General features: G+C 59.7%; 26 protein-coding genes and 3 pseudogenes. 20 read left to right on the top strand and 9 right to left on the bottom strand.

All coding sequences use genetic code 11. The annotated features are described in order from the left end of the window. Window positions 1–116: 116 nt before the first annotated feature. Both AC2FLP_RS06625 and AC2FLP_RS06630 read left to right on the top strand, forming a co-directional pair. A complete protein-coding gene (locus tag AC2FLP_RS06625; protein ID WP_496682374.1) occupies window positions 117–1,184 on the top strand; it encodes an aminotransferase class I/II-fold pyridoxal phosphate-dependent enzyme in 1,068 nt (355 codons plus the stop codon). 9 nt (window positions 1,185–1,193) lie between these two features. Further along, window positions 1,194–2,159 carry a Rossmann-fold NAD(P)-binding domain-containing protein gene (locus AC2FLP_RS06630; RefSeq protein ID WP_496682377.1) on the top strand — a complete coding sequence of 322 codons (966 nt, stop codon included), beginning with the start codon at window positions 1,194–1,196 and terminating at the stop codon, window positions 2,157–2,159. 194 nt (window positions 2,160–2,353) lie between these two features. On the opposite strand, the pseudogene AC2FLP_RS06635 reads toward AC2FLP_RS06630, so the two are convergent. Continuing rightward, window positions 2,354–2,443, bottom strand: a pseudogene (locus AC2FLP_RS06635) (integrase core domain-containing protein); the annotation flags it as partial. A 105-nt stretch (window positions 2,444–2,548) separates the two neighbouring features. On the opposite strand from AC2FLP_RS06635, the pseudogene AC2FLP_RS06640 reads away from it, so the two are divergent. Next, window positions 2,549–2,704: pseudogene (locus AC2FLP_RS06640) on the top strand (IS3 family transposase); the annotation flags it as partial. 16 nt (window positions 2,705–2,720) lie between these two features. Here AC2FLP_RS06640 and AC2FLP_RS06645 read toward each other — a convergent pair. Next, window positions 2,721–2,876 (bottom strand): annotated as a pseudogene (locus AC2FLP_RS06645) (DUF2924 domain-containing protein); the annotation flags it as partial. 160 nt (window positions 2,877–3,036) lie between these two features. Here AC2FLP_RS06645 and AC2FLP_RS06650 point away from each other — a divergent pair. The 6 genes from AC2FLP_RS06650 (at window position 3,037) to AC2FLP_RS06675 (ending at window position 5,978) form a co-directional block, all read left to right on the top strand. After that, complete coding sequence (locus AC2FLP_RS06650) at window positions 3,037–3,168, top strand: hypothetical protein (RefSeq protein ID WP_366140776.1); 132 nt, start codon at window positions 3,037–3,039, stop codon at window positions 3,166–3,168. Window positions 3,169–3,293: 125 nt separating this feature from the next. Continuing rightward, on the top strand, window positions 3,294–3,821 hold the full coding sequence (locus tag AC2FLP_RS06655; RefSeq protein WP_299899359.1) for a DUF4142 domain-containing protein: 528 nt from the start codon (window positions 3,294–3,296) through the stop codon (window positions 3,819–3,821). A gap of 62 nt (window positions 3,822–3,883) precedes the next feature. Continuing rightward, the gene (locus tag AC2FLP_RS06660) at window positions 3,884–4,168 is read left to right on the top strand and encodes a cupredoxin domain-containing protein (protein ID WP_299899357.1); all 285 of its coding nucleotides are present in this window, start codon (window positions 3,884–3,886) and stop codon (window positions 4,166–4,168) included. A gap of 28 nt (window positions 4,169–4,196) precedes the next feature. Next, on the top strand, window positions 4,197–4,919 hold the full coding sequence (locus AC2FLP_RS06665; protein ID WP_299899355.1) for a glutathione S-transferase family protein: 723 nt from the start codon (window positions 4,197–4,199) through the stop codon (window positions 4,917–4,919). After that, a complete protein-coding gene (locus AC2FLP_RS06670; RefSeq protein WP_496682380.1) occupies window positions 4,916–5,398 on the top strand; it encodes a GNAT family N-acetyltransferase in 483 nt (160 codons plus the stop codon). Before AC2FLP_RS06665 ends, AC2FLP_RS06670 begins: the two co-directional genes overlap by 4 nt. A gap of 103 nt (window positions 5,399–5,501) precedes the next feature. Continuing rightward, on the top strand, window positions 5,502–5,978 hold the full coding sequence (locus AC2FLP_RS06675; protein WP_496682382.1) for a hypothetical protein: 477 nt from the start codon (window positions 5,502–5,504) through the stop codon (window positions 5,976–5,978). A gap of 315 nt (window positions 5,979–6,293) precedes the next feature. Here AC2FLP_RS06675 and AC2FLP_RS06680 read toward each other — a convergent pair whose 3' ends face one another. After that, window positions 6,294–6,782, bottom strand: a complete 489-nt coding sequence (locus AC2FLP_RS06680; protein ID WP_299899348.1) for a GFA family protein — start codon at window positions 6,780–6,782, stop codon at window positions 6,294–6,296. 641 nt (window positions 6,783–7,423) lie between these two features. On the opposite strand from AC2FLP_RS06680, the gene AC2FLP_RS06685 reads away from it, so the two are divergent. After that, window positions 7,424–9,406 (top strand): phosphatase PAP2 family protein, encoded by a 1,983-nt coding sequence (locus AC2FLP_RS06685; RefSeq protein ID WP_496682384.1) that lies wholly within the window; start codon window positions 7,424–7,426, stop codon window positions 9,404–9,406. 144 nt (window positions 9,407–9,550) lie between these two features. Next, window positions 9,551–10,798, top strand: coding sequence for a DUF8225 domain-containing protein (locus tag AC2FLP_RS06690; RefSeq protein ID WP_496682387.1), 1,248 nt, complete (start codon window positions 9,551–9,553; stop codon window positions 10,796–10,798). A gap of 7 nt (window positions 10,799–10,805) precedes the next feature. Here AC2FLP_RS06690 and AC2FLP_RS06695 read toward each other — a convergent pair whose 3' ends face one another. Further along, the gene (locus AC2FLP_RS06695; RefSeq protein ID WP_299899344.1) at window positions 10,806–11,747 is read right to left on the bottom strand and encodes a YcaO-like family protein; all 942 of its coding nucleotides are present in this window, start codon (window positions 11,745–11,747) and stop codon (window positions 10,806–10,808) included. A 68-nt stretch (window positions 11,748–11,815) separates the two neighbouring features. Here AC2FLP_RS06695 and AC2FLP_RS06700 point away from each other — a divergent pair, with 68 nt between their 5' ends. Both AC2FLP_RS06700 and AC2FLP_RS06705 read left to right on the top strand, forming a co-directional pair. Next, window positions 11,816–12,127: a hypothetical protein gene (locus tag AC2FLP_RS06700; RefSeq protein WP_171171326.1), complete on the top strand. Its 312-nt coding sequence runs from the start codon at window positions 11,816–11,818 to the stop codon at window positions 12,125–12,127. A 32-nt stretch (window positions 12,128–12,159) separates the two neighbouring features. Then, entirely contained in the window at window positions 12,160–13,779 is a 1,620-nt protein-coding gene (locus AC2FLP_RS06705) for a hypothetical protein (protein WP_496682391.1), read from the top strand. A gap of 7 nt (window positions 13,780–13,786) precedes the next feature. On the opposite strand, the gene AC2FLP_RS06710 is transcribed toward AC2FLP_RS06705, so the two are convergent. From AC2FLP_RS06710 to AC2FLP_RS06730, 5 genes are read right to left on the bottom strand one after another with little or no spacing between them, the layout of a single operon-like run. Further along, window positions 13,787–14,170 carry a carboxymuconolactone decarboxylase family protein gene (locus AC2FLP_RS06710; RefSeq protein WP_299644568.1) on the bottom strand — a complete coding sequence of 128 codons (384 nt, stop codon included), beginning with the start codon at window positions 14,168–14,170 and terminating at the stop codon, window positions 13,787–13,789. Window positions 14,171–14,187: 17 nt separating this feature from the next. Next, entirely contained in the window at window positions 14,188–14,934 is a 747-nt protein-coding gene (locus AC2FLP_RS06715; protein ID WP_496682395.1) for a sulfotransferase-like domain-containing protein, read from the bottom strand. A gap of 14 nt (window positions 14,935–14,948) precedes the next feature. After that, window positions 14,949–15,767, bottom strand: coding sequence for an aspartate racemase/maleate isomerase family protein (locus AC2FLP_RS06720; protein WP_496682397.1), 819 nt, complete (start codon window positions 15,765–15,767; stop codon window positions 14,949–14,951). A 19-nt stretch (window positions 15,768–15,786) separates the two neighbouring features. Next, window positions 15,787–16,875, bottom strand: coding sequence for an aromatic ring-hydroxylating oxygenase subunit alpha (locus tag AC2FLP_RS06725; RefSeq protein ID WP_299899336.1), 1,089 nt, complete (start codon window positions 16,873–16,875; stop codon window positions 15,787–15,789). Further along, window positions 16,872–17,759 (bottom strand): MurR/RpiR family transcriptional regulator, encoded by an 888-nt coding sequence (locus AC2FLP_RS06730; protein WP_299899334.1) that lies wholly within the window; start codon window positions 17,757–17,759, stop codon window positions 16,872–16,874. Before AC2FLP_RS06730 ends, AC2FLP_RS06725 begins: the two co-directional genes overlap by 4 nt. 68 nt (window positions 17,760–17,827) lie before the next feature. On the opposite strand from AC2FLP_RS06730, the gene AC2FLP_RS06735 reads away from it, so the two are divergent. The 7 genes from AC2FLP_RS06735 to AC2FLP_RS06765 are packed head-to-tail and all read left to right on the top strand — an operon-like array spanning window position 17,828 to window position 26,517. After that, on the top strand, window positions 17,828–20,281 hold the full coding sequence (locus tag AC2FLP_RS06735) for an FAD-dependent oxidoreductase (protein ID WP_496682402.1): 2,454 nt from the start codon (window positions 17,828–17,830) through the stop codon (window positions 20,279–20,281). Then, window positions 20,281–21,363, top strand: a complete 1,083-nt coding sequence (locus AC2FLP_RS06740; protein ID WP_496682761.1) for an alcohol dehydrogenase family protein — start codon at window positions 20,281–20,283, stop codon at window positions 21,361–21,363. Before AC2FLP_RS06735 ends, AC2FLP_RS06740 begins: the two co-directional genes overlap by 1 nt. Next, entirely contained in the window at window positions 21,360–21,938 is a 579-nt protein-coding gene (locus AC2FLP_RS06745) for a dimethylsulfonioproprionate lyase family protein (protein WP_299899330.1), read from the top strand. Before AC2FLP_RS06740 ends, AC2FLP_RS06745 begins: the two co-directional genes overlap by 4 nt. Continuing rightward, window positions 21,935–23,041, top strand: coding sequence for a mandelate racemase/muconate lactonizing enzyme family protein (locus tag AC2FLP_RS06750; RefSeq protein ID WP_496682404.1), 1,107 nt, complete (start codon window positions 21,935–21,937; stop codon window positions 23,039–23,041). The genes AC2FLP_RS06745 and AC2FLP_RS06750 overlap by 4 nt, the downstream gene beginning before the upstream one ends. Further along, complete coding sequence (locus AC2FLP_RS06755) at window positions 23,038–24,144, top strand: mandelate racemase/muconate lactonizing enzyme family protein (RefSeq protein WP_299899326.1); 1,107 nt, start codon at window positions 23,038–23,040, stop codon at window positions 24,142–24,144. The genes AC2FLP_RS06750 and AC2FLP_RS06755 overlap by 4 nt, the downstream gene beginning before the upstream one ends. Beyond that, window positions 24,141–25,244, top strand: coding sequence for a mandelate racemase/muconate lactonizing enzyme family protein (locus AC2FLP_RS06760; RefSeq protein WP_299899324.1), 1,104 nt, complete (start codon window positions 24,141–24,143; stop codon window positions 25,242–25,244). The genes AC2FLP_RS06755 and AC2FLP_RS06760 overlap by 4 nt, the downstream gene beginning before the upstream one ends. A 1-nt stretch (window position 25,245) precedes the next feature. Beyond that, window positions 25,246–26,517 (top strand): aspartate aminotransferase family protein, encoded by a 1,272-nt coding sequence (locus AC2FLP_RS06765; protein ID WP_299899322.1) that lies wholly within the window; start codon window positions 25,246–25,248, stop codon window positions 26,515–26,517. Window positions 26,518–26,729 lie beyond the last annotated feature (212 nt).

Raw genomic sequence — 26,729 nt, forward strand, 5'->3', positions numbered from 1 at the left:
GGAAGGACCACTCGATGACGGCACCCCGCCCGATGCGCGATTTCGGCCTGGAAGTGTTCTTCTCGGAATGGGAATTCACCGCCCGCCACCACATGACGGCCTAGGACCTGGAAAGCATGTCGGTGCCGGACCTGTTGGCGCTTGCCACACCCGAAGATCGGGACGCCTATGAAAAGCTCTGGCTCGGCTGTACCGAGACATGGGGGGCGCCCGCCCTGCGGGCGGAAATCGCGGCAACCTATGACGGACTGGCGGCCGAGAATATCCTGTGCCTCGCGGGCGCGGGCGAGGGGCTTTACGCGGTGTCCAAGGTTCTGCTGGATGGCGCGTCCCATGCCATCGTGCCGACCCCGAACTACCCGAGCGCCGAGACCATTCCGCTGTCGGTCTGCGACGCCACTGGCGTGCCCATGCACCGGACGCAGATGAAAGGCGGCTGGCGGGTTGATCTTGATGACATCCGCGCCGCGATCCGCCCGAACACGCGGCTGCTATCGCTGAACTTTCCGCACAACCCGACCGGCATGTTGATGCCGCGCGACGATCTTCAGGCGCTGATCGACCTTGCCCGCGAGCATGGCATCTGGATCCTGAGCGACGAGGTCTATCGCGGCGTCGAACTCGACCCCGCCGACCGGATGCCTCAAATCGCCGATATCTACGAACGCGGTATTTCGCTCAATGTGATGTCCAAGGCCTATGGCCTGCCGGGCCTGCGCATCGGCTGGATCGCGGCGCAGGACAGGGACTTGCTGCAACGGGTCGAACGCTACAAGCACTACCTGTCGATCTGCAATTCCGGCCCCTCTGAGGTGCTGGCCCTGATCGCGCTGAAGGCGCGCGAGCGGATCCTTGCGCGCAACCACGCGCTTCTGTCCCGAAACGTTGTGGCGCTGGAACGGCTCTTCGCCGATTTCCCGGGCTTGATCGAATGGACGCGCCCCCTGGGCGGGTGCGTGGCCTTTCCGCGCTTTGTCGGGCCGGAAGGGGGCGATGCGTTTTGCTGCAAACTGCTGGAAGAAAGCGGTGTGCTTCTATTGCCCGGCGCGATCTATGCTTCGGAGCTGACCGAGATCCCGCAGAACCATTTCCGCATCGGTTTCGGCCGCGAACAGGTGTTCGAAGACGGTTTGGCCGCGATGCGTGCGCATTTCGAAACCCACTACGCCGATTTCCGGGCCTGAGGCAGCATCATGAGGATTGTGGCACTGGACGAATTGCGAGAGCTGATCGACATGCCCGCTGCCATTGCGGCGGTGCGACAAGGGTTCATCGACATGGCAAACGGGCTGATCGACCAGCCCGAGCCGATGCAGTTCCTGTTTCCGGGAGCGGTTGGCGAGCTGCTTGGCGATTGCCACATCAAGGGGGCCAAGGCCAAAGGCCGGCCGTGGTTCGTCGTCAAGCTTGCCACCGGGTTCTACCGAAACCCGTACCGGGGCTTGCCGGTGAATGATGGTCTGGTTCTGGTCCTGTCTTCGGAAACTGGCCGCCCTGTTGCGATCCTGCAGGACGAGGGCTGGCTGACCCAGATGCGCACGGCCGCAGCCGGCGCACTGGCGGCCCCGCTGAAGCCGGCAGAACGAGAGGCCACGCTGGGTATCGTTGGAACCGGCACACAGGCCCGCCTGCAAGCCGAGGCGATCCGTGCCGAGACCGGGATCTCGCGCCTGATCGTGAAAGGGCGCTCTCCCGAGAGCATGCGCACCTATGTCACTGACATGGAAGAGAAGGGCTTTACCGTCTCGGTCGCATCCACCGGGCGCGATCTCTGCCATGCTGCGGATATTGTCGTGACCACGACCCCGGCCACATCGCCGGTGCTTCACGCGGATGATCTGACGGACAGGCTCCATATCGTGGCGGTGGGTGCCGACAGTCCCGGCAAGATCGAACTGGCCCCCGAGGTATTGGCGCGCGCCGCCATCATCGCCACAGACAATCACGCGCAATGTCTGCATCACGGCGATTTCGGCGCCGCCGTGCGCGCCGGGTGCGTTTCAGATATGGCAGATCTGTCCCTTTGCGACATTCTTGCGGGCAAGTCGGAGGGGGCAAATTTCGCTGACGCGAGCCTTTCCGTCGTGGATCTGACAGGGCTTGGGGTCCAGGACCTGGCAATTGCCTCGGCTGTTGCATCAAGCCTTGGTGAGCCATAAGGGTCTCTCAGCTATATGCTGGATGCGCTCGCTGCTTCCCGGCGGCGCAGCCTGGGTCCAATCGGCTCACTTCTGACTGGGCGCAACCTTCGTCACGTACCGCGAAAGATGCGCGAGAAATGAACCGCTCCCCAAAGAGCCCGCGTTGACTGGTTAGCTCTGTTCGGGTTTTGGCCCACGGCGGACCGGTTAGCTTATTCCCTTGGTGTCAACCCACTCAGGCTCGAATGCGGGCGGTATTGGTTGTAGTCGTCGCGCGATGCCGCAATCAGATGACGGGCATGCCCGTCCGAACCCGAGGGTAGAGGCAGTTCCTCGCACACGTAGAAGACGGTGCGCAGGATCCGCATGAAGCCGTAGTTCCTGTGGAAATCTTAGTTCAAAAGCAGAAGCTTTGCACAACGATGAAGGCGAGCGATGTCACCGACACGCTGGAGTTGGCATAGGACACTTCAGGCCGCAACAGCGCTACCGGTGTGCACAAGAGGAAGCTGCTCAGCGACAACGGCTCGTCTTACGTGGCGGCTGATCTGGCAAGTTATCTTTAGGACAAGGGCATGGTTCTTGTCCGCGGTGCGCCAGTTGGCTCTCGAAATAGCGACGATTGAATGGCGGCGGCTCGCTGTCGAGCAATTCGCGCCATTGTTGCTTCAGGTCTGGCGTGGACTTGGTCTTGAGTGCGGCCACGCGGGCGGGAATAGGATCTTGATTGGTCATGTATTTCTCCGTCGAGTTGGAGTTGCATGACGTCATTCGCCGGCCGGATAGCTCGGCTCGGCGTACTGCAGGGGTCGGACATCTTGAGCGCGGTCAGGTCGCCTTGAGCCAGCTGCGCCGGTACCGGGAGCCGCGCCACCCGCACCGGAGCCTCGACCCGATGCGCGAAATGAAAGCGCGCCACGTCGCGGAAGGCCGGCACGCGCACCCCCTGGGGATCGGTGAAGCTGGTGCGGAACTAGAGCGTGCCGAGCAGCGACAAGCGGGTGAGGATATCGCTGAGCAGGTCTAACATGGTTTCCATGATTGTCCAGTTCTTCGGACGATCGAGCATGGAATGCGGACTTGGCAGCATTCAAACGCCGGAGATCCTCGGGCAGATCGGAGGAACCGAAACCACGAAACGGAGAATGACCGATGAAGACTATGACCCTTGCCCTCGGCCTTGCCCTTGCCAGCGGCGGTCTCGCTGCCCATGCCGCGGAGCCGATGAACGACCTCGAGATCGCCCACACCGCCTACACCGCCGGCGGTCTCGACATCCGCTATGCCCATTTGGCGCTGGCGATTTCCGAGAACGAGTCGGTGCGAGAGTTTGCGCTGACGATGATCCGTGACCATTCGGCGGTGAACGAGGCTGCGGGCGCGCTAATCGCCGAACTGAACGTGACCCCGCAGGACAACGCCCTTTCCCAAGCTCTTGTAGAGGGTGCCGAGGCCAAGCGTGCGGAGCTGATGGCGCTCAGCGGGAAGGCCTTCGATTGCGCCTATGCGACGAACGAGCTGGGCTATCATCAGGTCGTCAACCAAACCGTCGCCGAAAGCTTCATCCCGACGGTCACGGTCGAACCCCTGAAGGCACTGCTAGAGGATGCGCTTGTCACCTTCCGTGTGCATGAGCAGCACGCCGAACGGATGGTTGCGAGTCTGTCATGCATCGGCTGACGCGACGTGACTTTGGCCGGGGCCTGGGCTGTGCGCTCGCCCTGGCCGGGTCGGCCCCACGCGTGCTAGCCCACGACGGCCCACACGTGGTCGAGGTCCGTATTTCCCGATTTGCGTTCGAACCGGCACTGGTCGAGATCGCGATGGGCGACACCGTTGTCTGGATCAATGACGATCCAGCACCCCACACCGCCACAGCGGCGGACAGCTCCTGGGACACCGGCGAGATGACGCGCGACACCCGCGCCGCGATCACCTTCGACCAGCCGGGCGAACACCCTTACCTCTGCACTTTTCACCCGCAGATGCAGGGCACGGTGGTCGTCCGATCCGAATCCAACCACTGAAAAACCTGGTTCATGCAGGTAAACTGCCATGAACCGGTTGAATAACGAGGCTGCTATCATGACCGAAAACCTGACGCTGGTCAGCCATGTGCTCTGCCCATATGTCCAGCGCGTCGCTATAGCCTTGGCGGAAAAGGGCGTCGCCCATGACCGCGTGACTGTGGACCTTGCCGACAAACCCGGCTGGTTCCTCGAGATCTCGCCGCCCGGGCGGACGCCGGTGCTGAAGGTGGGCGATGCGGCACTGTTCGAATCCGCCGCGATCCTGGAATATCTCGAAGAGACCCGGCTCAATCCCCTGCACCCGGCCGATCCGATCGACCGAGCGCGCCATCGCGCCTGGATCAGCTTAGGTTCGGAATGCCTGGGCGACATCGCCGGGTTCTATTCGGCCCGCGACGACGCAACGCTGGAGGCCACGGCCGGCAGACTGCACGCGCGTTTCCGGCTAGTGGAGGATCAGCTTGGCGATGGCCCGTGGTTTGCGGGCGCACGGTTCAGCCTAGTTGACACCGTCTTTGCGCCGGTCTTCCGACACTTCGATACTTTCGACCGCATCGCGAATTTCGGTGTGTTCGACGGGCTTGCGAGGGTGTTGCAATGGCGCGCGACACTGGCGCCGCGTCCATCAGTCCGCGACGTCGTGTCATCGGACTACCAAACGTTGCTTGCGGCTTTCCTGCGCCGTCGCGAAAGCGCGCTGTCGCGCTGTATGACCGAGGGGGGATCGAAGGCCCGGTTGTCGACATGAGCCTTTCCCACGACATACGCTTTGGTCGCCTGACCGAGGTCGCAATCGCCGATCTCGTCGCACATATGTCGGACCCGCGCCTGCGCGAGCACATGCCCTTGCTGAAAGGCCCTTGGGGCGAAACGGACGCACGCGCCTTCGTCGCCGCCAAGGAGGCCTGCTGGGCGCGTGACAGTCTCGGCCACTGCGCCTTTTTCGCCGGGGAACGCTATGTCGGCTGGGGTTGCTTCCAGAAGGAAGGTTCCGAGTGGGATTTTGGTCTGGTCCTGCGCCCGCAGGACTTTGGCCTTGGCGCGTGCATCACCCGGCAGGCGCTTGAATTTGCGCGCCGGGAACCGAACATTCCATACGTGACATTTCTTCTGCCACCCAGCCGAAGGAGGCTGGGTGCACTGACTCGCCTGGGCGCGCGGGCATGCGACCCGGTTCAATGTGCGGGAACGTCCTTTCTGAAATTCTGTTTGAAGACAGACAGTTAATCTTGTCATAATGTCACTCGCCGCCCTCGCGGCCAGGCGCGATCCCTCGTTCGGACCCTGCGGCAACTCGGCTCGGATCAGAACGCCTGCCCCCTGTGGAGTGATGCACAAGCCGCTTCGGATACGGGCCGGCGCCGCACCCTTCGGGGCAGACGCTGTCGCCCAAAACCGGTGTGCCGTCGGGCTCGTATCCGGTTACGACGGGTGTCCACCACCAGACGGGATTGGCCTCGAAGCTTTCTCGCTCGTCGAGCCGGTCCAGCAGGGCCACGATCTTGGCGAACCTTTCGAGCCCGACGTCGATGTCCAGCGGCCGTGCCTGAATGAAATGGACATGAGCGGCAAGAAAGATGCCCTGGATAGAGACACTTCCGGGCAGGAAACCCTCGGCGCGCGCGCCGATCTGCTTCTCGAGCCTTGCCAGAATGTGATGGAGCTTTTCGGCCGATCGCGCCAGGTGGCTGTTGTCGCTGACCCGAACCCCGGCCAGGTCATCTGGGAAATCGTCGTTGCCGCGGTGCCGAAGGTCTGGATGGTGGCCAGGATCATCTTGTCGCGCCAGAGGGGCTTGGGCCGGTAGGCCAGAGCGGCCAGTGACGGAGTTGCCGCCGGTCTTTCAGGATAGGTTTGCAGCAGGTATTCGGCGATCAGCCCGTTTTCCAAAACGCGTGACCGCACCGTCCCGAAGGATGGGCACCTGCAGGGTGGGCGCCGAGGCCGGATCGTCGGCCCCGGGGGGCCGAAAGCGCCTCGTTGCGGTCATAGTCGAGCCCGAGTTCGTCAAGCAGGATCCGCACGCCACGCGCGAAGGGGGACCCGGAGGTATAGAGCACGCTTCGCATCGCGTCACCCGCTGCCGGAAGGCGCGCCTCGCCTGTCGAGGCGATGGGGCTGATCAATGGCTGCCGATGACATGGCAGCTCTCGAATATCGTCGCGTCCTGCGGTTCACCGTCATTCGTCATCGCATGTTCGACAAAGGTCGGCAGACCGGGCGGGATGACCGTGTCGACCCGGGCGACACCAAGGAAGATGTGCTTGGACGTTTCCGGTTCAATCGGGAACCAGCAGGGGTCAACGAACGTGCCGGCATAGATGCCGATCGCGCCGGGGAAGCGTTCGAAACTCAGCCACAGTCTTGTGCTGCAATCGGCGCAGAAATGGATATGGACGGTCTTGCCCGACCCGGCCGAGATCTGGTTATAGACCTTGGGCGTCCCGGTCAGGATCTCCAGCGCCGCCTCGTCGAAAATCGGTTCGACCATGTAGGCCGAGCCGGTCGCTTTCTGGCAGAACCGGCAGTGGCAGATCGTGACTCGGCTTGGCGGTGCCGATACCGCATAGCGAATGCTGCCGCAAAGGCAGCCCCCTTCTTGTCTGGTCATCATCTTCTCCTTTTGCCGCCGAAGTGTCTTGCCCGTTATTTTCCCCGGGCTTCTTCCTTTCTGCCAATTCTCGTGCGCCATGAGATTTACGACAAGTCGTTTCACCTTCGAGCTCCGCCAGCGCGAAGGCAAAGAGATCCGAGATCACATTCGCGGTCGAATTTTGGAGTTCTGCACAGTTCTTGGGGAATACGCCCGAAAGTTTGGTTTGGCTCCAGAGCAGGACCGCTCCAGCCATGCAGCAGAATTGTCGTGGATCGTCGAAGGTCTGATTGGTTCGACAGTCGCTTCCTGTCCAATTGGCCCCTACAAGTGAATCCAAACAAACGATAACAGTGACTTATCAGCCAGAGAACGTTCGACTCTGATCCCGTCCGCTCCGCCACTCAACATTCTTTTTCATTCTGTCCGGCGCGTGCAGGTCGAAGCTGTCAGAGCCCTTGATGCCTATTTGCACTAGGTATTGCATCTTCCCGAAAGATTAGAGGGCAACGGTCGCGCATAGCTTCTGTGCCGCGAGTCTCCTTAATCGTAAGACCGTCTTAAGGTGTTTCAGAACAAGAAAAACCCTTTCCGAATTACCGGTCACGATCCGGTAACGGCTTCATGCGAATCGTTGTTCGGTAGATCGGGAGAACAACATGCCCCAACATACTGTTCCATCTGAACCCTGGCAGGGCCTCGAGACGCGTATCCAAGGATTGGGCCGGGATCGGTGTCATTCGAACGCGCCGGTTGGAATCCGAGAGAGGGCGGCCGAAGAACATAACGGCGAAACAGATTTGTTTGCCGGGATTTGGCCCACGAGCTTTTCGAAGGGCTTGCGGCATGACGAAAATGGTATTGTTGACGCGCAGGTTTATACCGAATTTCTGGAAGAAGTGGCTGACCCTACCTGCACCGACAATTATGGAAACAGGCTGACGCTGTTTGATACTCCAGCCTATTCCGGGCCCTTCCGCACCACGCCATCAGAGGGTGGTGAATTTAGATGGCGTGCGTGGGAAGGGCCAATCCTGGGTCACCGGTTGGGCCTGAATGGTTTGGATGCCGGCGTTTTGGGTATCGCTCCGGCACCCAGGCTTGGATCAGATGAACTTGCAGCAGAAATGGCTGAACTCTATGCGATGGCCTATTTGCGGGATGTGCCGTTTGAAACCATTCGAGAGGGTGCCGAGGTATCCGACAAAGTGGTAGGCGCCCTTGGCAAGTTGGAGTGGTTCCGTGAAGACGGTTGTCCAAAGGACGCCAACGGCGCCGAGATCGGTAAAGTACCTTCGGCACGCCGGGTTCGAGATGGCCAGGGTCTGTCTTCCCGAACCTTGTTCCGCGGCTCGAGCCAAGGCTGCTTGGAAGGGCCATACGTGTCGCAGTTCCTTTTACAGGGGCATGACACGCTGACGTCAGACCAAGCGCATGCGCAAGGGCAGCGGTTGGCAAAAACAACGGCATCAGGGGCAATGCCATTTGGTGCATTGCGGCTTGACCAAAGGGTTGCTCCTCAGGCTGTTGGCGTGGATTATTTGCGGGACTGGGCCGAATGGCTGGATGTTCAGAACGGGGCAGACACAGCCGGCGAACAAGCCTTTGAGACGAGTGGCCCGAAATTCATTGAAACGCCGCGTGACCTTGCAACCTATGTACATTTTGACACGATCTATCAGGCTTTTTTCAACGCTTGCCTGTTGATGTTGGGCCGAGGTGTTGACGCAGATGACGGTCTGCCTGAGGGCGGGCATTCCTGCGCGAATGGTGCCAAGGCTGATTGGGGCGGGACCCATGTGCTGTCAATGCTGGCGGAAACTGCGACCAGGGCGTTGCGGGCCGTGCGACGCCAGACCTTTCAGGTGCACAACCGTGCCCGCCCTGAAAAGCTAGGCAATATTGCTACTCTGGTGGCGAATGGTCATGGCGCGGTGCTTGGAACAGCCGAGCCGTTTGCCGCAGCGCATCTGGAGAAATTGGAAAGCGTCGCCAGCGAAGACTTCAGTCTGATGGACGCCATTGCCGCTGCACCGTCCATCAGGCGGTTCGCGCACAACGCGGTGTCTCATAATGGGCTGCCGAAAATCGATTGCAACTTGCTGTTGCCAATTGCGTATCCAGAAGGCTCACCGATGCACCCGTCCTACGGCGCGGCGCATGGGGCAGTTGCCGGGGCGTGCGTCACATTGCTCAAGGGGTTTTTCCGGACCGATGCGCTGGACGGGTCCCGGGTGTCTTTGGCCGAGGCGGGTATGCCGCGCGTTTTTGTTCCGGCTGCAGGCGGCAAAACACTGATTGATTCTGAGCGACCAGACGACAGCTCAGAGAAACTGACGCTGAATGGCGAACTGAACAAATTGGCTGCGAATATCGCGATCGGGCGCAGTTTTGCAGGGGTTCATTTCTACAGCGACTACTTCGACAGTGTCCGAATGGGTGAACGCGTTGCCGTCGGCATTTTGGCCGAGCATATGGCGAACTTCCGGGGCACCGCGAAAATGTCGCTCGAAACGTTTGATGGAGATCGCCTCAGCATCGTCAGCGGTCGCTCCTCCGGTAGTGAAATTCATATCGCGAACAGTACGCCTGAACTTTGGTGGACCCGTCATTTGCCTGAACAGGCGGGCTGGGCAGGATGAAGGTGCCCGCCCCATGACAGGTCGTTTTTCATGATGCTCCCGTATTCGTCACCCGCCGGGACCCTCCCATTGGAAATGAAACCGCGCGGGCATAGGCCTCTGACTTTCCATTCTTGTATTTCTGATGCCCAACGGTGTTCGTTGATGTCTGTATTTCAATCGCCTGGACTTGCCGATCAGCGCGCGAACGACGCTGCCCTGTCAGCGTGGAATTCAAGCATTCAGAACACTTTTGAAAGGCAAGGCGTCAGCCCTTTTCTGGTCATGGATCCGCGTGACATCGAGGCGGGCCAGCCATCGAATCGGTTCAGATGGCGCGCCAGTCCACGAGAGCCGCGGGATTGTCTGGGCGATGAACTGGCAGCTCGCCTGTCAGACCAAGGCTGGTCCAGCAGGGTTGAACTGCACAACGAATACCTTGAATACGCGCTGGTAATGCGACCCGATGCCGGCGGCAGAATGCGTCCGAAGCGTTTTGTGGCCACCACCGAGTTGATGGAATGGTGGCGAACCATGGCGGTCTTCGATCTCGATCACTTCCTGTCGGTGGTCGCGTCGGCGTCCGGGCGCTTCTACTCCTGCAAGGACCTGTTTGAAGTCTCGCGGTCGGTATGGACGTCGATGGATGTTTCCGAGCGCGCGGCCCGTTTTCACAAAAGGCTGGTGGGTACGGATTACGCGCATCCGCCGGAACATCCATTGAATATCCAGCATGTTTTGTTTCTGGCCAAGGATACGAACAGTTTGACCGATCTGATCCAGACCATGCACTTATTCTCGTTCCCTTACGTCGTTAAGAATGGCGATAGCAGGCGGCGTGCCCGACCCGAAGAAGTGCTTGATTTCGCGAACCGGAAAGATCTGTACTGCCGGCATGCCGGGGTCTGTTTGGCGAGCGATACGCTCGAACTGGCCGTGGGAAAAGGTGGTAAGTCACCTACAGGCAAGGCAATGGCGTTCTCTGATCCGCTTGGGCTTTATTTTCGGTCGTTCCAAACGTCAGAACTGTTCTTGGGCGAGCACAAGGTGCCTCTGGACTGGGTCCGGTTCGGGCGCGGCGCACCTGGAATGCCCATGCGCCTTGACTTCGGGCCTGCCGACGATGATCCCCGGTTTCTGGACGATATCATGCTGGGAACAGGCACATCGGCGCGCCCGGTCTCGGGCTATACACTCGCCAGTCTGATCGAGGTTGGACCCATGATCACAGTTGCTGCCAAACTACGCGTGATCACCCGTGTCGAATTTGTTGAAATCCCGCATGTTGACCCGGGACGGTTTGTCTGCGGCTCGCCCAAGACCCAGCGTTGCAGGCAGCTCTCGGAATTCGCGGATCGTTGCGAAGCAGAGACCAACCGCAACACGACGCGCTTTCGTAAAGACGGATCCTGACAGGTGCTCAGACTGGCACGGCTTTGACCACTGGCAGCGGGATTTCCGGTGCCGTCATATCAAAAATCGCAACCGGACGACCGACTGCACTGCTTGCGGCCGTCAATACAGTCGTCAGCGACGGGTTCGGGGTCTTCCATGCCTGAACGTCGAACAACTCTGTCGGAGCTGTGGGCCGGTCATTTAGCGCGCCGCGATAAAGCCGGAATAAACGTGCCTGCTCGGCATCCATGCCGTGATCCGTCACACCGTTATGATCAAGCATCACCATGTTGCGCCAGGACACCACCGCCTCGGATGCTGCGTGCCAGACGCCCTGCGCCAGATTTGCGGAAAGCGCCGATCCATAGGTGGGCCTGCCGCCATCCGCGTCTGCGCAAACCGCGCGCAGCAGAAGGCCGATGCCCGGGACTTCGAGGGTGTGAATGCTCAGTTGCCGCAGTTGAACATTCAGCCACTGCGTCAAATCGTGGGGCAGTGCAGTCTCCGGCACCAGATGGACAAATCCGTGTGATCCAAGAGCGTGTTCCAAACACTCCAGCGCCGCCCAAAGGGCGGCGGCTTCGTGTGTTGGACCGGCAGCGGCACCTTTCGAAGTGACCGTTCTGTCGCTGCCCGGAACACCCAGTGCAAGCGCTTCGGTTGACATCCCATGGGATGCACCATCCGACGCGATCAGGCTTTCGCGGGTTTGTGGTGCTTCGGTACTGTATTGCAAGGCATAGCGCTCAATCGCCTCAAACCCGGCCAGCCGCGCCGCCTCCTCCGGTGTGCGGCCGGTGCCGAAAGACACGCGATGGCCCATCCCGCCCTTGGGGGGCAGAGTCCCGTTGCGCAGCTCGATCAAGCGAAAAGCCGCGTGGATTGGCGCACCCTTGGGGAATTCGGCAAACGAGGGTTCGGAAATTAGCCGAGCAGTTTCAGCGCGTTCAATCAACGTGTCGGTCATTTTCGTTTCCGGATAAGCATGTAACGGGGTATACAAATGGGCATTGTTGTTTGAGAAGGAGATTTTACATGGCTCGTTTGACAATCAACCCGAATTATTCATTGAAAGACTTGGGGTGTGAAGTTCTGAATGCCGCGCGCGGCCGTGCGCTTGGGTCGCAAGATGATCAGGATGCGGCGGAACGCAAAATTCAAGAAATCCTGGCGGACAGTGGTAACCCAGAGGTCAGGTTTGTCTATGACACCAAGGATCTGGTTCATATCGTTGTTCCGGACCTGAGTGACAAAAAGCCGGATCCGAACCCCGATCACGAGTCATGGTGCTGCAAACTTGCCTATGAAGCGATGGGCGGTATCGTCATTTTTGGATGCAGCGGTTAACGACAACCCCCGAACGCTTTTGAGGGCCGTTAGTGACTGAGGCAAGAACCAAGGTTTTTTTGACCGGACCGTTTCAGATTATTTGCGACGACGGTCAGGATGTGACGCCTCGAGGCACCAAAGCGAAAGCTCTTCTTGCTTTGGTGCTTCTGTCGAAAAACGCGATACGCAGCAGGGCTTGGTTGCAGGACAAGCTCTGGAGCGAGAGTTCGCCCGCTCAAGGCGCGGCGTCGTTGCGCAAAGAGCTTAGTGTTCTCAGCAAACACTTTTCCAAGCATAAAGTTGATTTTCTTGAAGTAACCCGTGAAACGGTGTCGATCAATCTGGCAGCAGTCGAGGTTGATCTGTTTGACGAGCAGCTCAGTTCCGACCGCGCTGAGTTGCTGGAAGGGTTGGACGTTGCCGACCCCGAGTTCGAGGCATGGCTGACGGTTGAGCGGCAGGCTTATTGGGACATCGATACAGAGTCAGACGGTCCGGTTCTGGCGGGCCGCGGTTTGCCGGTGCATTGGGGGCGTTTGCGTCCAGCGGTTGTTGTAGAGCCTTTTGAAGTTGTCGGGGAAACGCCGGATATCAGCATCGCTGCATCCTCCATACGAGACGAGCTCATGTTTCTTCTGGGCACAATGTCCGACGTGATCGAGCTTCGTGACGCGCGCAGGCAGGAAGGCCCGGTTGAAGGCTATGTTCTCAGCGGCAGTGTGGTCGGCGCAGAAGGCCTGCGGGTGGCCGCTCAACTGACGTCAACCGCGGATCAGGTTTGCCTGTGGACACAGCGGTTCCGCTTTCGCGCAAAGGAAACATTCGACGCGGTCGAAGAAATCGCCATGAAGGTCGTCGAGGCGCTCCAACTCCGATTGCGCGACGGGTATTGGTCAGAAATCTGGTCAGGTCGTGCCACATCGACCGAGGCTTGGTCGGCGTTCCAGAAGGCCCGCATTCTGGAAAGTCAGGCAACAGAAGACGGGTTGCAGGATGCCATCCGTCAATATCGCGCCTGTCTGGAGTTTGACCCGGGATACCTTCCGGCACGTGTCGCGATCGGTTTCTGTCATTTGGACATGATCCGCCTGGGCATGGATGCAAACCCGACCGAGACGCTGGCAATGGTAGAGGCCGAATGCAAGAAGCTGTGCAATCTGAACCCAACGGACCCGTACTGCTCGGCCCTCCATGCCTTCACCCACAGTGTTGCTGGCAACACGTCAGAGGCTTGCAGCTTGATGCTTGCCGTCGTGGAACGTTTCAGCGGAAGCCCGGAATTGTTGGGATATTACGGCATCCTGTTGGTGTACGATGACAGGGCTGAAGAAGGCGTTTCGGTCTGCAAGAAAGCGCTGGCATTGACGCCGCATCCCCCTATTTGGATCGAAGCAAACCTGGCAATTGCAATGATGATAACCGGGGACAAGGCCGCGTGGCAGCATGCCCATAACGTGTTGCGGGTTGACCCCGGACGCGTTCGTCCCAGGGTCGTTCTGTGCATGCTGTCCGCCGCCGCTGGGAACCATTCCCTGGCGCGTCGACATGCCCGACAGATTCTGGAATTGCAGCCGGGCTTTACCGCCGAGCGCTGGGCCTGGCCCGGCTGTTTCAAGAACAGGCGACACTACGAAGAAGGCGTGCGGTTCTTGTCGGCAGTTGGTCTGTGACGGGTCGTCAGGTTTCGTCCAGCACCTTGCGGGCCACGCGAAAACACTCCAGCGCTTGAGGAACGCCGCAATAAATCCCGATCACGTGGATGATGGCGCGGATTTCTTCCTTTGACACTCCGTTGTTGATGGCGCCCCGGCAGTGGATTTCCCATTCATGCATCTTTCCCAGCGCACCGATCATCGAGAGGTTCATCATCGACCGGGTCTTGGCGTCAATCACGTCGTCGCCCCACCCAAACCCCCAGCACCAGGCCGTCATGGCTTCCTGAAACGGGCGGGTGAAGTCGTCGGCGGCAGCAAGGTTTTTCTCCACATACTCTGCGCCCAGCGTGTTCTTCCTTTGCTCCAATCCTTTCAGAAACAGGTCTTCGTCGAAAATGTCGGCCATTGCGGGTCTCCGGTGTGTCAGTGTGTCAGGCGGTGTTTGTAAAGGTGATCGTAATGCGGTTTCATCCTGCGGTGCACCTGTTTCACACGGTCTGGCGCGTCCGCGATGTCGATATGCGTGCGTGTCTGCGGCGCAAGCCCGGTCGATTTCGCGAGGTTGCCATGGAACGACCCGCCGTCCCACCAGCTGTGGGCGGACGGATCACCGCCCGGTTCCCAGCTCAGCGCCTGTTCGATGAACGGAATTCCCACCGCGTCACAGAAGGCCCGGGTCATGCCGTGTGGATCTTCCAGCAGGTCATCGCTGTCAATAACCGGCGGCGGAGTTCCGTTCAGTGCGGTCAACAGATCGAACAGGGCACGCTGTTCGGGAAAGCCAACCTCGCCTTCGGCAAAGTCCGGCCATTGTTTGTACATCGAAGTGATGGTCTTGGCCGGGTCCCGGATCAGAAAGGCGTGGGTGAAATGCGACAGAAACCCGGCATTCCACATGTGGTTGATGTAATGCGGAAAATCCTTCAGGAAGACTGGCCCCCGTTTCGCCCGCTGTTGAATGTCCAGCCACACGCTGTCCAATGTCAGGCCTGGCGTTGTCACGTCCCCTGGTTGGAACCGATGCCAAAGCGGGTCTTCACCCTGATACCACGCCTCGCCGAAGGGCTCGTGCAGGCAGTCGAGATCACCGCGTTGCCGCATCATCCACTCGAACGCGGTTGACGTGGACCTGGGCACGGCCCAGAGCGCGAGGATTGTGTGCATGGTCATGGCCTCTCGAATAACTAAAGACGTTTCAGCAATTGCCCGTGCGGTTTACCGGGTGCGATACCGAGGGATTTGAAGACGCGCCAGTAAAGCGCGATATCATGACCAATCACCGGTTTGCCCAGCGCATCTTCAAGGGTATCGGCCAGATGCAGTGGGCGCTGCGGCAAGCCACCGGGCCCGGTACGGAAATTGCACATGCCATTGATCAAGATCGCTTCGGCCCGGGGTGCCTTGTCGGCCACATATTCAAAGCTTTTCAGTGCCAGATCGCCGTCAAAGACCCAGCGACAGGAATTGACCTCTTCCTGACTGCCGAACCAGCCCTGATCGTGGAAATTCCCGGCCCAGACCACATCAAACCCGGCTTCCTTCAAGAAGCCGGCCGTGCCCTGCCACCATTCCGGCCAATGATAGGCGGCGTTCAGGGCAACCTTTTCGACATTCAGGTCACGCAGTGCCTCGACCATGGCATATCCGGCCATGTGAAAGCGCGTGCCATATTTGTCTGACAGGTCTTCGCAGTGTTGCCGAACGCCTTCCACGCCCAGCCCGCAGGCATGGACCCAATTCGAACCGACCTGACCGCAGACATCCACACCGTTGCGGGACATGCAGTGCACGAAGTCTTCGAGCATGCCAAAGTTCTGTCTCCGCTGATCCAATCCGTGCACGTAGTCTGGCACGTGCAGCATCCACCCGTGAACGCCCACGGTTTCGGGGCACATACGCAGGAAATCCGAGGGCGCGGCGTCAAAGTCGAACGGCGGGCAGGTGAACCCGACCTGATGGGGGAACAGTTTGTGTTCCGGGCGCCAGACTTCAGGCATCAGCATCAGCGTGCAACCTCGGCCACTAATCCACAGCCTCGCGCATCCATTGCTGAAGTCGCGCGATGGAGTGTTCCGACATCACCCCGCAGCCCGGATCCAGAACAAGCGGTCCGGGGCGATAGCCCCGCGACTTGAGCCCGCGATGAACGGATTCCACAAGGCGGATGTCTTCCTCGACCGTCGTTTCGCGATCCTGGACCGCCAGTTGCCGGATAACTGCGCTGTCCGAGCCGCCCTCGGTGTACCAACCGCGCCAGACAGTGCAGTGATCGGCATCAACCGCGCGCCAGTGATAGGTGTTCAGCACATTGCCGGGATAACACTGGAAGGAAAACATCGGCCACAGAAACCATGACTGATAATCGCCTGCGTGGGGTACCGACAGGTCGATGGGGTAGGTCATCTTGTCGAGGCTCTGGCATTCCGTCGTGTGACGCAACACATAGCCGCCACCCGCGTCCGGCTGAATGTCATAGGTCTCGGGCTTGACCACTCCTTCGGCAAAGGTCGGGTGATTGGTCGGGCAATGGTAGCATTCCGAATAGTTCTCGATACTGACTTTCCAGTTGCAGTTTTCGGGGATCTCGACCCATTCCAGCGGTTCCAGATCGTCGATTTGCGGGACAAAGGCGCGGATTTCCTCGCGCACGCCGGGGTACCATTCATCCATCGGGGCGGCGTTGTCATCGAGATTGACGAAAATGAAACCATTGAACACTTCGGTGCGCACCGAGGTCAGGCAAATGGCGTTGCGGTCGAACCCGGGGACGGATTTGATGTTGGGTCCGGCGCGCAATTGACCGGACAGCTCATAAGTCCAGGCGTGGTAGGGGCAGACGACGACACGCGTGTTGCCCGCGCCGGTGACCATTTCATGCGCGCGGTGCTGGCAGACGTTATAGAAGGTGCGGATTTCGCCGTCGCGGCCGCGAATGCAGAACAGGTTCTGGCCGGCGATCTCAAACGCAAAGTAATCCCCCGTTTCCCGGACCTGCGCGACATGGCCCGCAAACTGCCACGTTCGGGCCAGAAGCCCCTGTATTTCCTGCTCGAAAATCGCAGGGTCGGTATAGTATCGCGCGTCCAGTGAGTGGGTCAGGGGTGCGTTCATTCGGGCTCCTCCGCGTAGAGCCCAAGTTGGTGTCTGCGTTGGTGAAACTGTTCCACCCTCTCGACGATCTCATCGCTGGACACGGCGATCACGAAGGACAGCAGTGTTTCCAGCAAGGCGATGGTCGAGACGGATGACGGAAAAAACTGCGGCGTGTCGGCTGCAACGACAAAGCCGTGATGAGCATTCAGGATCACCGGGCTGGCCGGACTGTCGGAAATACCAATGACGGTCAGACCCTGTTGTCGGGCCAGCTTGATCGCCTCGATGACTTCGGTGCGATAGGGGTGGCACGTGATCGCGATCAGCACGTCCTGCTCATCGGCCCAGGCCAGATCATCCACCGGGGTCGAGCCGGGGCGGGGAATCGCGTGGAACTGCTTCATCCCGGTTGACGCAAGATAGGTGAAATTTCGCGCGTTCGAGTTGTTGACGCCAACGCCCAGCGTGAAGATCTGGCGGCAGTTCCAGATATCTTCGGCGGCGGATTTCAAGCTCGTTTCATCAATTCCAGCGAAGGTGTCTTCAATATTGCGGATCGCGGCGCCCACCATATCGGCATAAAGCCCACCCAGCCCACCTGACTTGCCAATCTCTTGCAGCCAACGGGCGCGGTCGGGAAACGACACGTTGCCCCGACGAATTGCTTCGCGGAACGGGGCGCGAAAGTCCTCGTATCCCTCAAATCCCACTTGCCGGGCCATGCGGACGAACGTGTTGGGTTTGACTTTGGCGGCCTCGGCAATCTCGCGCACGGTCGAGACCCCAACATCCGTTGGGTTCTCCAACACGTAGCGCGCTGCTTTCTGTGCCTCGGGGGTGAGGGCGTCCCATTCCTTGCTCAGGCGGTTGAGAACGGTTGATGATACATTTGTGTCATTCATGATTGACGATGGTACATTTGTGGAATTAGCCTGTCGAGCAGAAACGCGACTCGGGAAGAGGAAAAATCATGTCCGGGAACGAACTGCCGTCACACGCCCGCGTGGTCATTGTCGGAGGCGGCGTGATGGGGGTCGGTCTGGCCTATCATCTGGCGCATGAAGGATGGGGCGGTGATGCCGTCCTGTTGGAGAAGGCCGAGTTGACCAGCGGCAGCACCTGGCATGCAGCGGGACAGATCACGCATTCGACGTCCAGCTTTGGACTGGGCAAGTGCGTGGATTACAACATCGGGCTGTATTCCGGCCGGTTGGAAGCTGAAACCGGCCAACCCGTCACATGGCACGGCTGCGGTTCGTTCCGTCTGGCCTATACCCAGGATGAGATGGACTGGCTGCGCCACACCTTGTCGGTGGGCCGGTCGCTGGGCTTCAATATCGAGCTTGTCGGCCCCGAAAAGGTGGCTGAACTGCATCCGTTCTACAATCTCGATGGCGTTCTGGGCGCACTTCATACGCCGGATGACGGCCATGTAGACCCGACCAATGTGACGATGGCGATGGCGACCGGCGCGCGTCAGAAGGGCGTCCGCATCTTCCGTAGCTGCCGCGCCACCAACATCACGCAGGCCGGGAACGGTGAGTGGGTTGTTGAAACCGAGAACGGCACAATCACCTGCGAGCATGTAGTGAACGCAGGCGGAACCTATGCAAGGCAAATGAGCGAGTGGTCGGGGCTGCAACTGCCGATGACCTCGATGACGCACCATTATTTCGTGACAGAACCTGTGCCGGAATTCCAGAACCTGGACACCGAACTGCCGGTGATCCGTGATGACCGCAAGGTCTCGGGTTATATCCGGATGGAACAGCAGCGCGGTCTGATCGGGATTTACGAAAAAGAGAACCCGAACTCGGTCTGGCATGACCATTGCCCGTGGGAATACGAGAACTGGCTGTTCGACGCGGACTACGACCGGGTGATGCCGTGGCTTGAGGAAAGCCTGAACCGGATGCCGATCTTTGCCGAGCTTGGCATTCAGCGCGACGTTCACGGGGCGATCTCGCACCCGCCGGATGGCAACCCTCTGATCGGACCAGCGCCGGGTGTTCGGAACTATTGGTGCTGCTGCGGGACGCAGATCGGCATCGGCTGGGGGCCGGGTCTGACCCGCGAACTGGCGCGGTGGATGGTGCATGGTGCCGCCGATATCTCGATGCGCGAATTCGATCCGCGCCGGTTCGGCAGCTATGCCACGAAGGATTGGCAGGTGATCAAGGCCGAGGAAGATTACTGCCTGCGCCACGAAATCCCCTTTCCGCATTTCAACCGTCTGGCCGGGCGACCGATCAAGCCGTCGCCGCTCTATGAGCTGCTGAAATCCAAGGGCGCGGTGCATGAAGAAGTGCATGGTTTTGAACGCCCCCGATGGTTCGCCCGCGACGGTGTGGAACAGCGCGACCATTACTCCTTCCGCCGCACACCTGCCGACGACATGGTGGCGACCGAAGTGAAGGCGGTGCGCGAGTGCGTCGGCGTCATGGACGTCACCGCCTTCACCAAGGTTGAGGTTTCGGGGCCGGGTGCCTATGCCCTGCTTGACAGGCTGACCGCAAACCGAATGCCTCAGAAGGTTGGTTCGATCACACTGACCCACATGCTGAACCGTCGCGGCCGTATCGAATTGGAGAACACGATTGTACGCATGGCCGACGACCGCTTCTATCTGGTCTGTGCCGCCTTCTTTGAACAACGCCTGCTGGATCATCTGGCGCAGCAATGCGCGGATGAGGATGTGCAGGTAACTGCCCTGTCCGCAGACTGGTCGGCCCTGTCGCTGAACGGTCCCCGATCGCGGGATGTGCTGGCGCGCTGCACCGATGCCGATCTGACCAATGCTAGGTTCCGCTGGCTTTCCGCGCAGGAAATCAACATCGCCGGTCACAAGGTCTGGGCTTTCCGCATGTCCTATGCCGGGGAACTGGGCTGGGAGCTGCACATGCCCAACACCGCCTGCATCGACGTCTACAACGCGCTTTGGGCTGCAGGCGAGGCGTATGGCATCGCCGACTACGGCAGCTTCGCCATGAACGTGATGCGAATGGAAAAGGGTTTCAAAGGCGCAGGAGAGCTGACCAACGAGGTCACTCTGGCCGAGGCCGACGTGCTGCGTTTTGCGCGCACCGACAAGGAATATCTGGGCAAGGACAAGACGCTCAACACCGATCTGCCCTGGATCTGTGCCTATCTTTCAATTGAACCGGATGGAGAGATTGATGGGCATGGTGGAGAGGCGGTGCTGCTGGACGGGCGCGTCGTCGGGTCCACAGCGTCGGTTGCTTATGGCCACACCGTCGGCAAAATCCTGGCCTTTGCTTACCTCAAGCCCGAAGCGGCCAAAGCCGGGACAGAGCTGGAGGTCGTGATCCATGGCCAACCCCGCGCCGCCCGTGTTCTGGGTGAACCTGCCTACGATCCCGACAGTTTGCTGCCCCGCAGTGACGCCATACTGGAGACCGCATGATGAGACTGCCCGATACGATGAGAGCCATGGTCACAATGGGCCACGGTGGACTGGACCAGATGGTGATGCAAGAAGACTGGCCGCGCCCCGAACCCGCGGCTGGTGACGTGCTGATCAGGGTCGCAGCCTGTGGCCTGAACAATACCGACGTCAATACGCGATCCGGCTGGTATTCCAAGACCGTCACGGATGCGACGACAGGTGGCGCGTTCGATGAGGTGGGCGAAAAAGACCCCACCTGGGGCGGCAATCCGATTACCTTCCCGCGCATTCAGGGCGCAGATGTCTGTGGGCATATCGTGGCCGTTGGCGAGGGCGTGGACAGCGTTCGTATTGGCGAGCGTGTCATCACGGATGGCTGGCTGCGAGATCCGGCTGATCCTGGCAACATGAACAAGACAGGTTACTTCGGCTCAGAACGCGATGGCGGGTTCGCCGAATATACCACGACTCTGGCGGTCAATGCGGTGCCGATTGCTTCGGAACTGTCGGATGCCGAGCTTGCGACCTTTTCCTGTTCTTACTCTACTGCCGAAGGGATGCTGTCGCGTGCCAATGTGACGGAAAAAGATACCGTTCTTGTACCCGGTGCCTCGGGCGGGGTGGGTGGTGCTTTGGTTCAATTGGCCAAACGCCGAGGCGCGCGTGTGATTGCGATGGCATCCGAATCCAAACACGCCGACGTGGCCGACCTTGGCCCTGATCTGGTTTTGCCCCGCGCACCTGAAGACCTGCGGTCGGCGCTGGGCGGCGAGAGGATCACGGTGGTCGCCGATGTGGTAGGTGGCCCTTACTGGCCGAACCTGATCGACGTACTGGAGCGCGGCGGGCGCTACACCTGTTCGGGGGCCATTGCAGGCCCGATGGTCGAGCTCGACCTGCGGACCTTCTATCTGCGCGATCTGACTTTCACCGGTTCGACCGTGATTGACCCGCAGGTTATGCATAACCTAGTGAAATACATCGAAGCGGGTGAGATCAAACCGGCGCTGGCTGCGACCTACCCCTTGGAAGAGCTGCGGGAAGCGCAAGCCGCCTTTATCGCCAAACAGCACACTGGCAATATTGTGGTGATCCCATGACGCTGGATGGTGTTCTCGAGGCGGCCCGCCAATTGCATCAGGCGCATCCTGACCTTGCCGCGTTTGCATCATGGCCGGACGATCTGACACCGACGAGTTTGCAGCCTGCGCACATACCGGCGACCGATCTGGCGGGCGATTTTGGCCTTGATGGCGTGGCGCCAACCCGTGATCTGGTCGCGGCGATCCAGGCCAGCGCGCATCTGGCGCACTGGAAACACACATACACCGCAGAGGAAGTCGGCGCGGATTTCCTGAATCGGTACGGGTATTACGAACTGTTCGGACCGACCGGGCATTTCCACTCGACCCAATTGCGCGGCTACGTGGGATATTGGGGCGCTGGACTGGACTATGACTGGCACAGCCATCAGGCGGAAGAGCTGTATTTGACCTTGGCGGGCGGAGCGGTTTTTCGGAGCGACGAGGGTGAAACCTTCGTTGGCCCGAACCAGATACGGCAGCACAAAAGCTGGCAAAGCCACGCCATGACCACGACGGACCAACCGATCCTGACCTTTGTCCTGTGGCGCGGCGAAGGGATGGGCGACTTGCCCAGAATGGACGCAGCATGAAAATCACCCGCATCCGAATCTACCAGACCGGGCTTCCCTATGTCGGCGGTACGTATGTCTGGGGTGCGGGCAATGCAATTGAAACAGCGACAGCCTCGGTTGTGGTAGTCGACACTGACGCGGGTTTGCAGGGATGTGGTGAGTTCACCCCCTGTGGCGAAAACTACATGATGGCCCATTCCGAAGGTGTGACTGCGCTGGCGCGACTTGTCGCTGGCAAGCTGCTGGGCGAAGATCCGCGTCAGGTGGGGCGGATCGAACACCTGATGGACCATCTAGTACAAGGGCATGGCTATGCCAAGGCCCCGTTCGATGCGGCGTGCTGGGATATACTGGGTCAGGCGTGTGATCAGCCGGTCTGGATGCTGTTGGGCGGCAAGCTGACTGATGGCGCGCCAATGTACCGGGTCGCGCCGCAGAAAGCGGTAGAGGACACCGTGGCCGAGATGGACCAGTACCGGGAACAGGGTTATCAGCAATTTCAGGTTAAAGTGGGAGGCGACTGGGCCAGTGACATTGACCGGATACGCACCACTGTACCGTTGCTGAAACCCGGCGAGAAAGCCATGGCCGATGCCAATCAGGGCTGGCGCGTAGATGATGCGATCCGCGTGGCACGCGAGACCCGGGATCTGGATTTCATTCTGGAGCAACCCTGCCGCACGTATGAGGAATGCCAGCAAGTGCGCCGGATTGCCGAGCAGCCACTGAAGCTAGATGAATGCGTGACCGGGATCCACATGGCTCAGCGTATCGTCGCGGACCGGGGGGCAGAGATTTGTTGTCTCAAGATTTCAAACCTTGGCGGCATCAGCAAGGCCCGGCGGGTACGAGACTACCTGATCGACAACCGCATCCCTGTGGTCAGCGAAGACACCTGGGGTGGAGAGATCACGTCTTCGGTTGTCGCCCATTTCGCGGCATCGACCCCACCTGAATACCTGCAGAACACCACGGATCTGATGAACTACAACACGCGATCTACGGGCGTCGGCGGTCCTGTCGTGAAAGACGGAAAGCTTTATGCAACCAATACGCCGGGGTTGGGTGTAACCCCTGATTTTGAAAGCCTCGGCGCACCCGTGGCGGAGTATGCTTTATGAAGATTGAAACCATTACCGTTTTTCAGGTCGATTTGCCGCTTGAGCATCCATATTGGCTGTCCGGGGGTCGCCTGAAGTTCGAAAGGCTTGATGCGACGCTGGTCAAGCTCGAAACCGATACCGGTCTGGTCGGCTGGGGCGAGGGCACGCCCTGGGGGCACACCTATGTACCCGCGCACGGGCCAGGCATCCGGGCCGGGATCGAAACGATGGCCCCCTTCATCCTCGGCCTTGATCCGCGTCGGGTTTTGGACGTGGAACGGGCCATGGATATTGCCTTGCCCGGACACCTCTATGCCAAAAGCCCCATAGATATGGCCTGCTGGGATATTGCTGGGCAGGCAGCGGGTCTGCCGATTGCCGATCTGATGGGCGGCGGATCGAGGACACCGCGCCCGATTGCGTCCTCGGTCGGGGCGAAAACCGTCGAGGAAACACGCGACGTCATGGAGCGGTATCGCAAGCGCGGCTATATCGCCCATTCGGTGAAGATCGGCGGTGATGTCGAGCGGGACATTGCCCGTGTGCGGGATGTCGAAAGCATCCGGCAGCCCGGAGAGATTGTTCTGTATGATGTCAACCGTGGCTGGACGCGCCAGCAGGCCTTGCGGGTGATGAGCGCCTGCGAAGACCTGAACGTGATGTTCGAGCAACCCTGTGAAACACTGGATGATATCGCGGCGATCTCGGGGCTTCATGCGTCTCCGGTGTCTGTGGACGAGTCCCTTGTGACCTTGCAGGATGCCGCCCGGATTGCCCGCGATGGTCTGGCCCAGATATTCGGGATCAAGCTGAATCGCGTGGGTGGCCTGACCAAGGCCGCGCGGATACGAGATATCGCGCTGGCCCATGGGATAGACATATTCGTGATGGCCACCGGCGGAACGGTTCTGGCCGATACCGAAGCGCTGCATCTGGCCGCCACGATCCCGGATGACCATTGCCACGCGGTCTGGGCCTGTCAGGACATGATCACGGTTGATGTTGCAGACGGCCGTGGGCCTCGCAATGTCGATGGCCATCTGCATCTGCCCGAAGTGCCGGGGCTTGGCGTGCATCCTGATGAAGCCAAATTGGGTGATCCAGTAGGAGAATATGCTTGAGGATTGACAAGCTAACGCTCTGGTCCATCGAACTGACCAGCCATGAAACCTATCACATGGCTGACGGCAAGACCTGTGCGACCGTGACGTCTCATATCCTGCGCCTTGAGACGGATACAGGTCTGACAGGTTGGGGTGAGGTCTGCCCGATCCCGCATTATCTGCCAGCCTATGCGGATGGCGTACCGGGGGCCGTTGCTGAAATGGGCCCCGAGATTCTCGGGATTTCTCCGATTGGGGTCGATGCGCCGATGCGAAAGCTGGACGGGTTTCTGCAAGGCCACAGCTACGCGAAATCGATCGTGGACATTGCGCTGTGGGATCTGTTCGGCCGCGCGGCGGGGGTGCCGGTTTACGCATTGCTGGGCGGGCGAACACGGGCGGATATGCCGCTCTATCATTCGATCACCTGCATTGCGCCGGACGAGATGGCCAGAATTGCCAAGGCGGCTTTCCAAACCGGGATTCGCCAGTTTCAGGTCAAGCTGGGAGTCGAGGGCGATTGGCAGGCCGATGCCGAGCGGCTGATCAAAGTGCGCGAGGCCGTGGGACCTGGACCGCTTGTGTATGGCGACTGGAACTGCGGGGCATCGCGCCTTCAGGCAACGCGAACCGGGCGCGCGGTGGCACATCTGGATGTGATGCTGGAACAGCCCTGTAAAACACTGGAAGACTGTGCTGCTGTCCGTCAGTCGACGGGTCTGCCCATGAAGATCGACGAAAACGCCTTTGATCTTGCATCGCTGATGCGGGCGCATGAATTGGGGTGCATGGATGCGGTTGCGTTGAAGCTGTCGAAATTCGGTGGCCTGTCAGCGATGCGCCGTGCGCGCGATCTGACCGTTCAGCTGGGCGCCGAGATTTGCGCAGAATGCACATGGGGATCAGATATCGTAACGGCGGCCTCGCTGCATTTTGCCGCTTCCACGCCGCGGGGGTCGCTGATGAACACATGCGATCTTTCTTCTTACGTTGCGCCACGTATTTGCCCGGATGCACCAAAACGTGAAAATGGTCGGATTGCCCCGCCTGAAGGTCCGGGCTTAGGTGTTGCACCTGACCTCGAAATTCTTGGCTCCCCGATTTTGGAGATTGATTGAGATGCTGAAAGTCCAAACGCAGTCAGAGTGGATAGCGCGCGCAAACGAAGTTCTGCCTGCCGGCGGTTTCGGCAACTTCGATCCGGGCATCATCATCGCCCGTGGCGAGGGCAGCCGTGTCTGGGACGAGGACGGGAACGAATATATCGACTATCTGATCGGGTCCGGTCCGATGTTGCTGGGCCATGGCCACCCCGAGGTGATGGAAGCGGTGCTGGAGCAGCTGCCCAAGGGCCTGACCTTCTTCGCCAACAACAGCAAGGGCATCGAACTCGCCGAGGCCATCATCGAAGCCGTTCCCTGTTGCGAGCAGGTGCGTTTCGTTGCCTCTGGGGGCGAGGCAGACATGTACGCCATGCGGCTGGCGCGCGCCTACACTGGACGCGACAAGATCCTCAAGTTTGAAGGGGGGTATCACGGTATGAGCGCCGAGGCACAGATGAGCCTGGCCCCCAGCCGCCGAGTCAATTTCCCTCAGGCCGTTCCCGACAGTGCCGGTATCCCCGAAAGTGTGGCCGAGCAGATGCTGATCGCGCCTTTCAATGATCTTGAGGCGGTGGCAGCGCTGCTTGACGAACATGATGATATCGCTGCGATCATGGTCGAACCCTTGCAGCGGATCATCCCGCCCGAGCCGGGGTATTTGCATGGCTTGCGGGCGTTATGCGACAAATTTGGTGTTCTGCTTATTTTTGATGAGATCGTCACCGGGTTCCGACTGGCTTACGGCGGCGCACAAGAGCGATACGGAGTGACCCCGGATATCTGCACGCTTGGCAAGATCACCGGTGGTGGCTTTCCTCTGGCTGCGCTGGGCGCCGGTGCCGAGATCATGACGCACTTCGACAAATCAAAAGTCGGAGAAGAGGGCTGGCTGATGCAGTTGGGTACTTTGTCCGGCAACCCCGTTGCCTCAGCTGCGGGGTTGAAGACGATGGAGGTTTTGCGGCGTGAAGGCATCTATGAACACCTGCGCTCGATTGGGAGGCAGTTGCAACAGATGCAATCGAACGCTTTGAATGAGGCAGGCATTGCCCATCGCATCTGCGGCGATGAGACCTTGTTCGACATTTATTTCACCAAGGCCGAATGTCGGGATTATCGCAGCGCAAACCATGACGACCCGAAGCGCAACGCCACTTACAATGCAACGTTGCGAGCGCATGGAATATTCAAAGCTCCGGGCAAACTGTACCCGTCGCTGGCGGTTACCGAAGCGGATCTGGAACAGACCAGAGAGGCCGTTCGTCACGCCGTCGAAGCAATTTCCTGAACAGCGGGTCGGGTACAACGTAAACGGGTCGCTGTTGAACCCAACAGCGACCCGCTACCTTTGGAAGCCGGGGGTCAGTCTCGCCCCCTCGAATACTGATTAAAACACCGGCAATCTGAAAACTTTTCGATACTTTCGAGACTGACCCGACTTCCTCTTCGGTATGTCACATTAATGCCTGATCGCGCCGCCTGCTACAGTGATCAAGTTCA

Source organism: Ruegeria sp. CDSA141 (assembly GCF_059612005.1).

What these genes read in the sequence shown, in the direction of transcription:
- AC2FLP_RS06745 (WP_299899330.1), top strand. Translation starts at nt 21,360, where the DNA reads ATGACGCTGGATGGTGTTCTCGAGGCGGCCCGCCAATTGCATCAGGCG.
- AC2FLP_RS06700 (WP_171171326.1), top strand. Translation starts at nt 11,816, where the DNA reads ATGGCTCGTTTGACAATCAACCCGAATTATTCATTGAAAGACTTGGGG.
- AC2FLP_RS06755 (WP_299899326.1), top strand. Translation starts at nt 23,038, where the DNA reads ATGAAGATTGAAACCATTACCGTTTTTCAGGTCGATTTGCCGCTTGAG.
- AC2FLP_RS06730 (WP_299899334.1), bottom strand. Translation starts at nt 17,759, where the DNA reads ATGAATGACACAAATGTATCATCAACCGTTCTCAACCGCCTGAGCAAG.
- AC2FLP_RS06715 (WP_496682395.1), bottom strand. Translation starts at nt 14,934, where the DNA reads ATGACCATGCACACAATCCTCGCGCTCTGGGCCGTGCCCAGGTCCACG.
- AC2FLP_RS06665 (WP_299899355.1), top strand. Translation starts at nt 4,197, where the DNA reads ATGAACCGGTTGAATAACGAGGCTGCTATCATGACCGAAAACCTGACG.
- AC2FLP_RS06675 (WP_496682382.1), top strand. Translation starts at nt 5,502, where the DNA reads ATGCACAAGCCGCTTCGGATACGGGCCGGCGCCGCACCCTTCGGGGCA.
- AC2FLP_RS06625 (WP_496682374.1), top strand. Translation starts at nt 117, where the DNA reads ATGTCGGTGCCGGACCTGTTGGCGCTTGCCACACCCGAAGATCGGGAC.
- AC2FLP_RS06720 (WP_496682397.1), bottom strand. Translation starts at nt 15,767, where the DNA reads ATGCTGATGCCTGAAGTCTGGCGCCCGGAACACAAACTGTTCCCCCAT.
- AC2FLP_RS06750 (WP_496682404.1), top strand. Translation starts at nt 21,935, where the DNA reads ATGAAAATCACCCGCATCCGAATCTACCAGACCGGGCTTCCCTATGTC.
- AC2FLP_RS06670 (WP_496682380.1), top strand. Translation starts at nt 4,916, where the DNA reads ATGAGCCTTTCCCACGACATACGCTTTGGTCGCCTGACCGAGGTCGCA.
- AC2FLP_RS06655 (WP_299899359.1), top strand. Translation starts at nt 3,294, where the DNA reads ATGAAGACTATGACCCTTGCCCTCGGCCTTGCCCTTGCCAGCGGCGGT.
- AC2FLP_RS06740 (WP_496682761.1), top strand. Translation starts at nt 20,281, where the DNA reads ATGAGACTGCCCGATACGATGAGAGCCATGGTCACAATGGGCCACGGT.
- AC2FLP_RS06685 (WP_496682384.1), top strand. Translation starts at nt 7,424, where the DNA reads ATGCCCCAACATACTGTTCCATCTGAACCCTGGCAGGGCCTCGAGACG.
- AC2FLP_RS06690 (WP_496682387.1), top strand. Translation starts at nt 9,551, where the DNA reads ATGTCTGTATTTCAATCGCCTGGACTTGCCGATCAGCGCGCGAACGAC.
- AC2FLP_RS06695 (WP_299899344.1), bottom strand. Translation starts at nt 11,747, where the DNA reads ATGACCGACACGTTGATTGAACGCGCTGAAACTGCTCGGCTAATTTCC.
- AC2FLP_RS06765 (WP_299899322.1), top strand. Translation starts at nt 25,246, where the DNA reads ATGCTGAAAGTCCAAACGCAGTCAGAGTGGATAGCGCGCGCAAACGAA.
- AC2FLP_RS06650 (WP_366140776.1), top strand. Translation starts at nt 3,037, where the DNA reads ATGCGCGAAATGAAAGCGCGCCACGTCGCGGAAGGCCGGCACGCGCAC.
- AC2FLP_RS06680 (WP_299899348.1), bottom strand. Translation starts at nt 6,782, where the DNA reads ATGACCAGACAAGAAGGGGGCTGCCTTTGCGGCAGCATTCGCTATGCG.
- AC2FLP_RS06630 (WP_496682377.1), top strand. Translation starts at nt 1,194, where the DNA reads ATGAGGATTGTGGCACTGGACGAATTGCGAGAGCTGATCGACATGCCC.
- AC2FLP_RS06725 (WP_299899336.1), bottom strand. Translation starts at nt 16,875, where the DNA reads ATGAACGCACCCCTGACCCACTCACTGGACGCGCGATACTATACCGAC.
- AC2FLP_RS06710 (WP_299644568.1), bottom strand. Translation starts at nt 14,170, where the DNA reads ATGGCCGACATTTTCGACGAAGACCTGTTTCTGAAAGGATTGGAGCAA.
- AC2FLP_RS06735 (WP_496682402.1), top strand. Translation starts at nt 17,828, where the DNA reads ATGTCCGGGAACGAACTGCCGTCACACGCCCGCGTGGTCATTGTCGGA.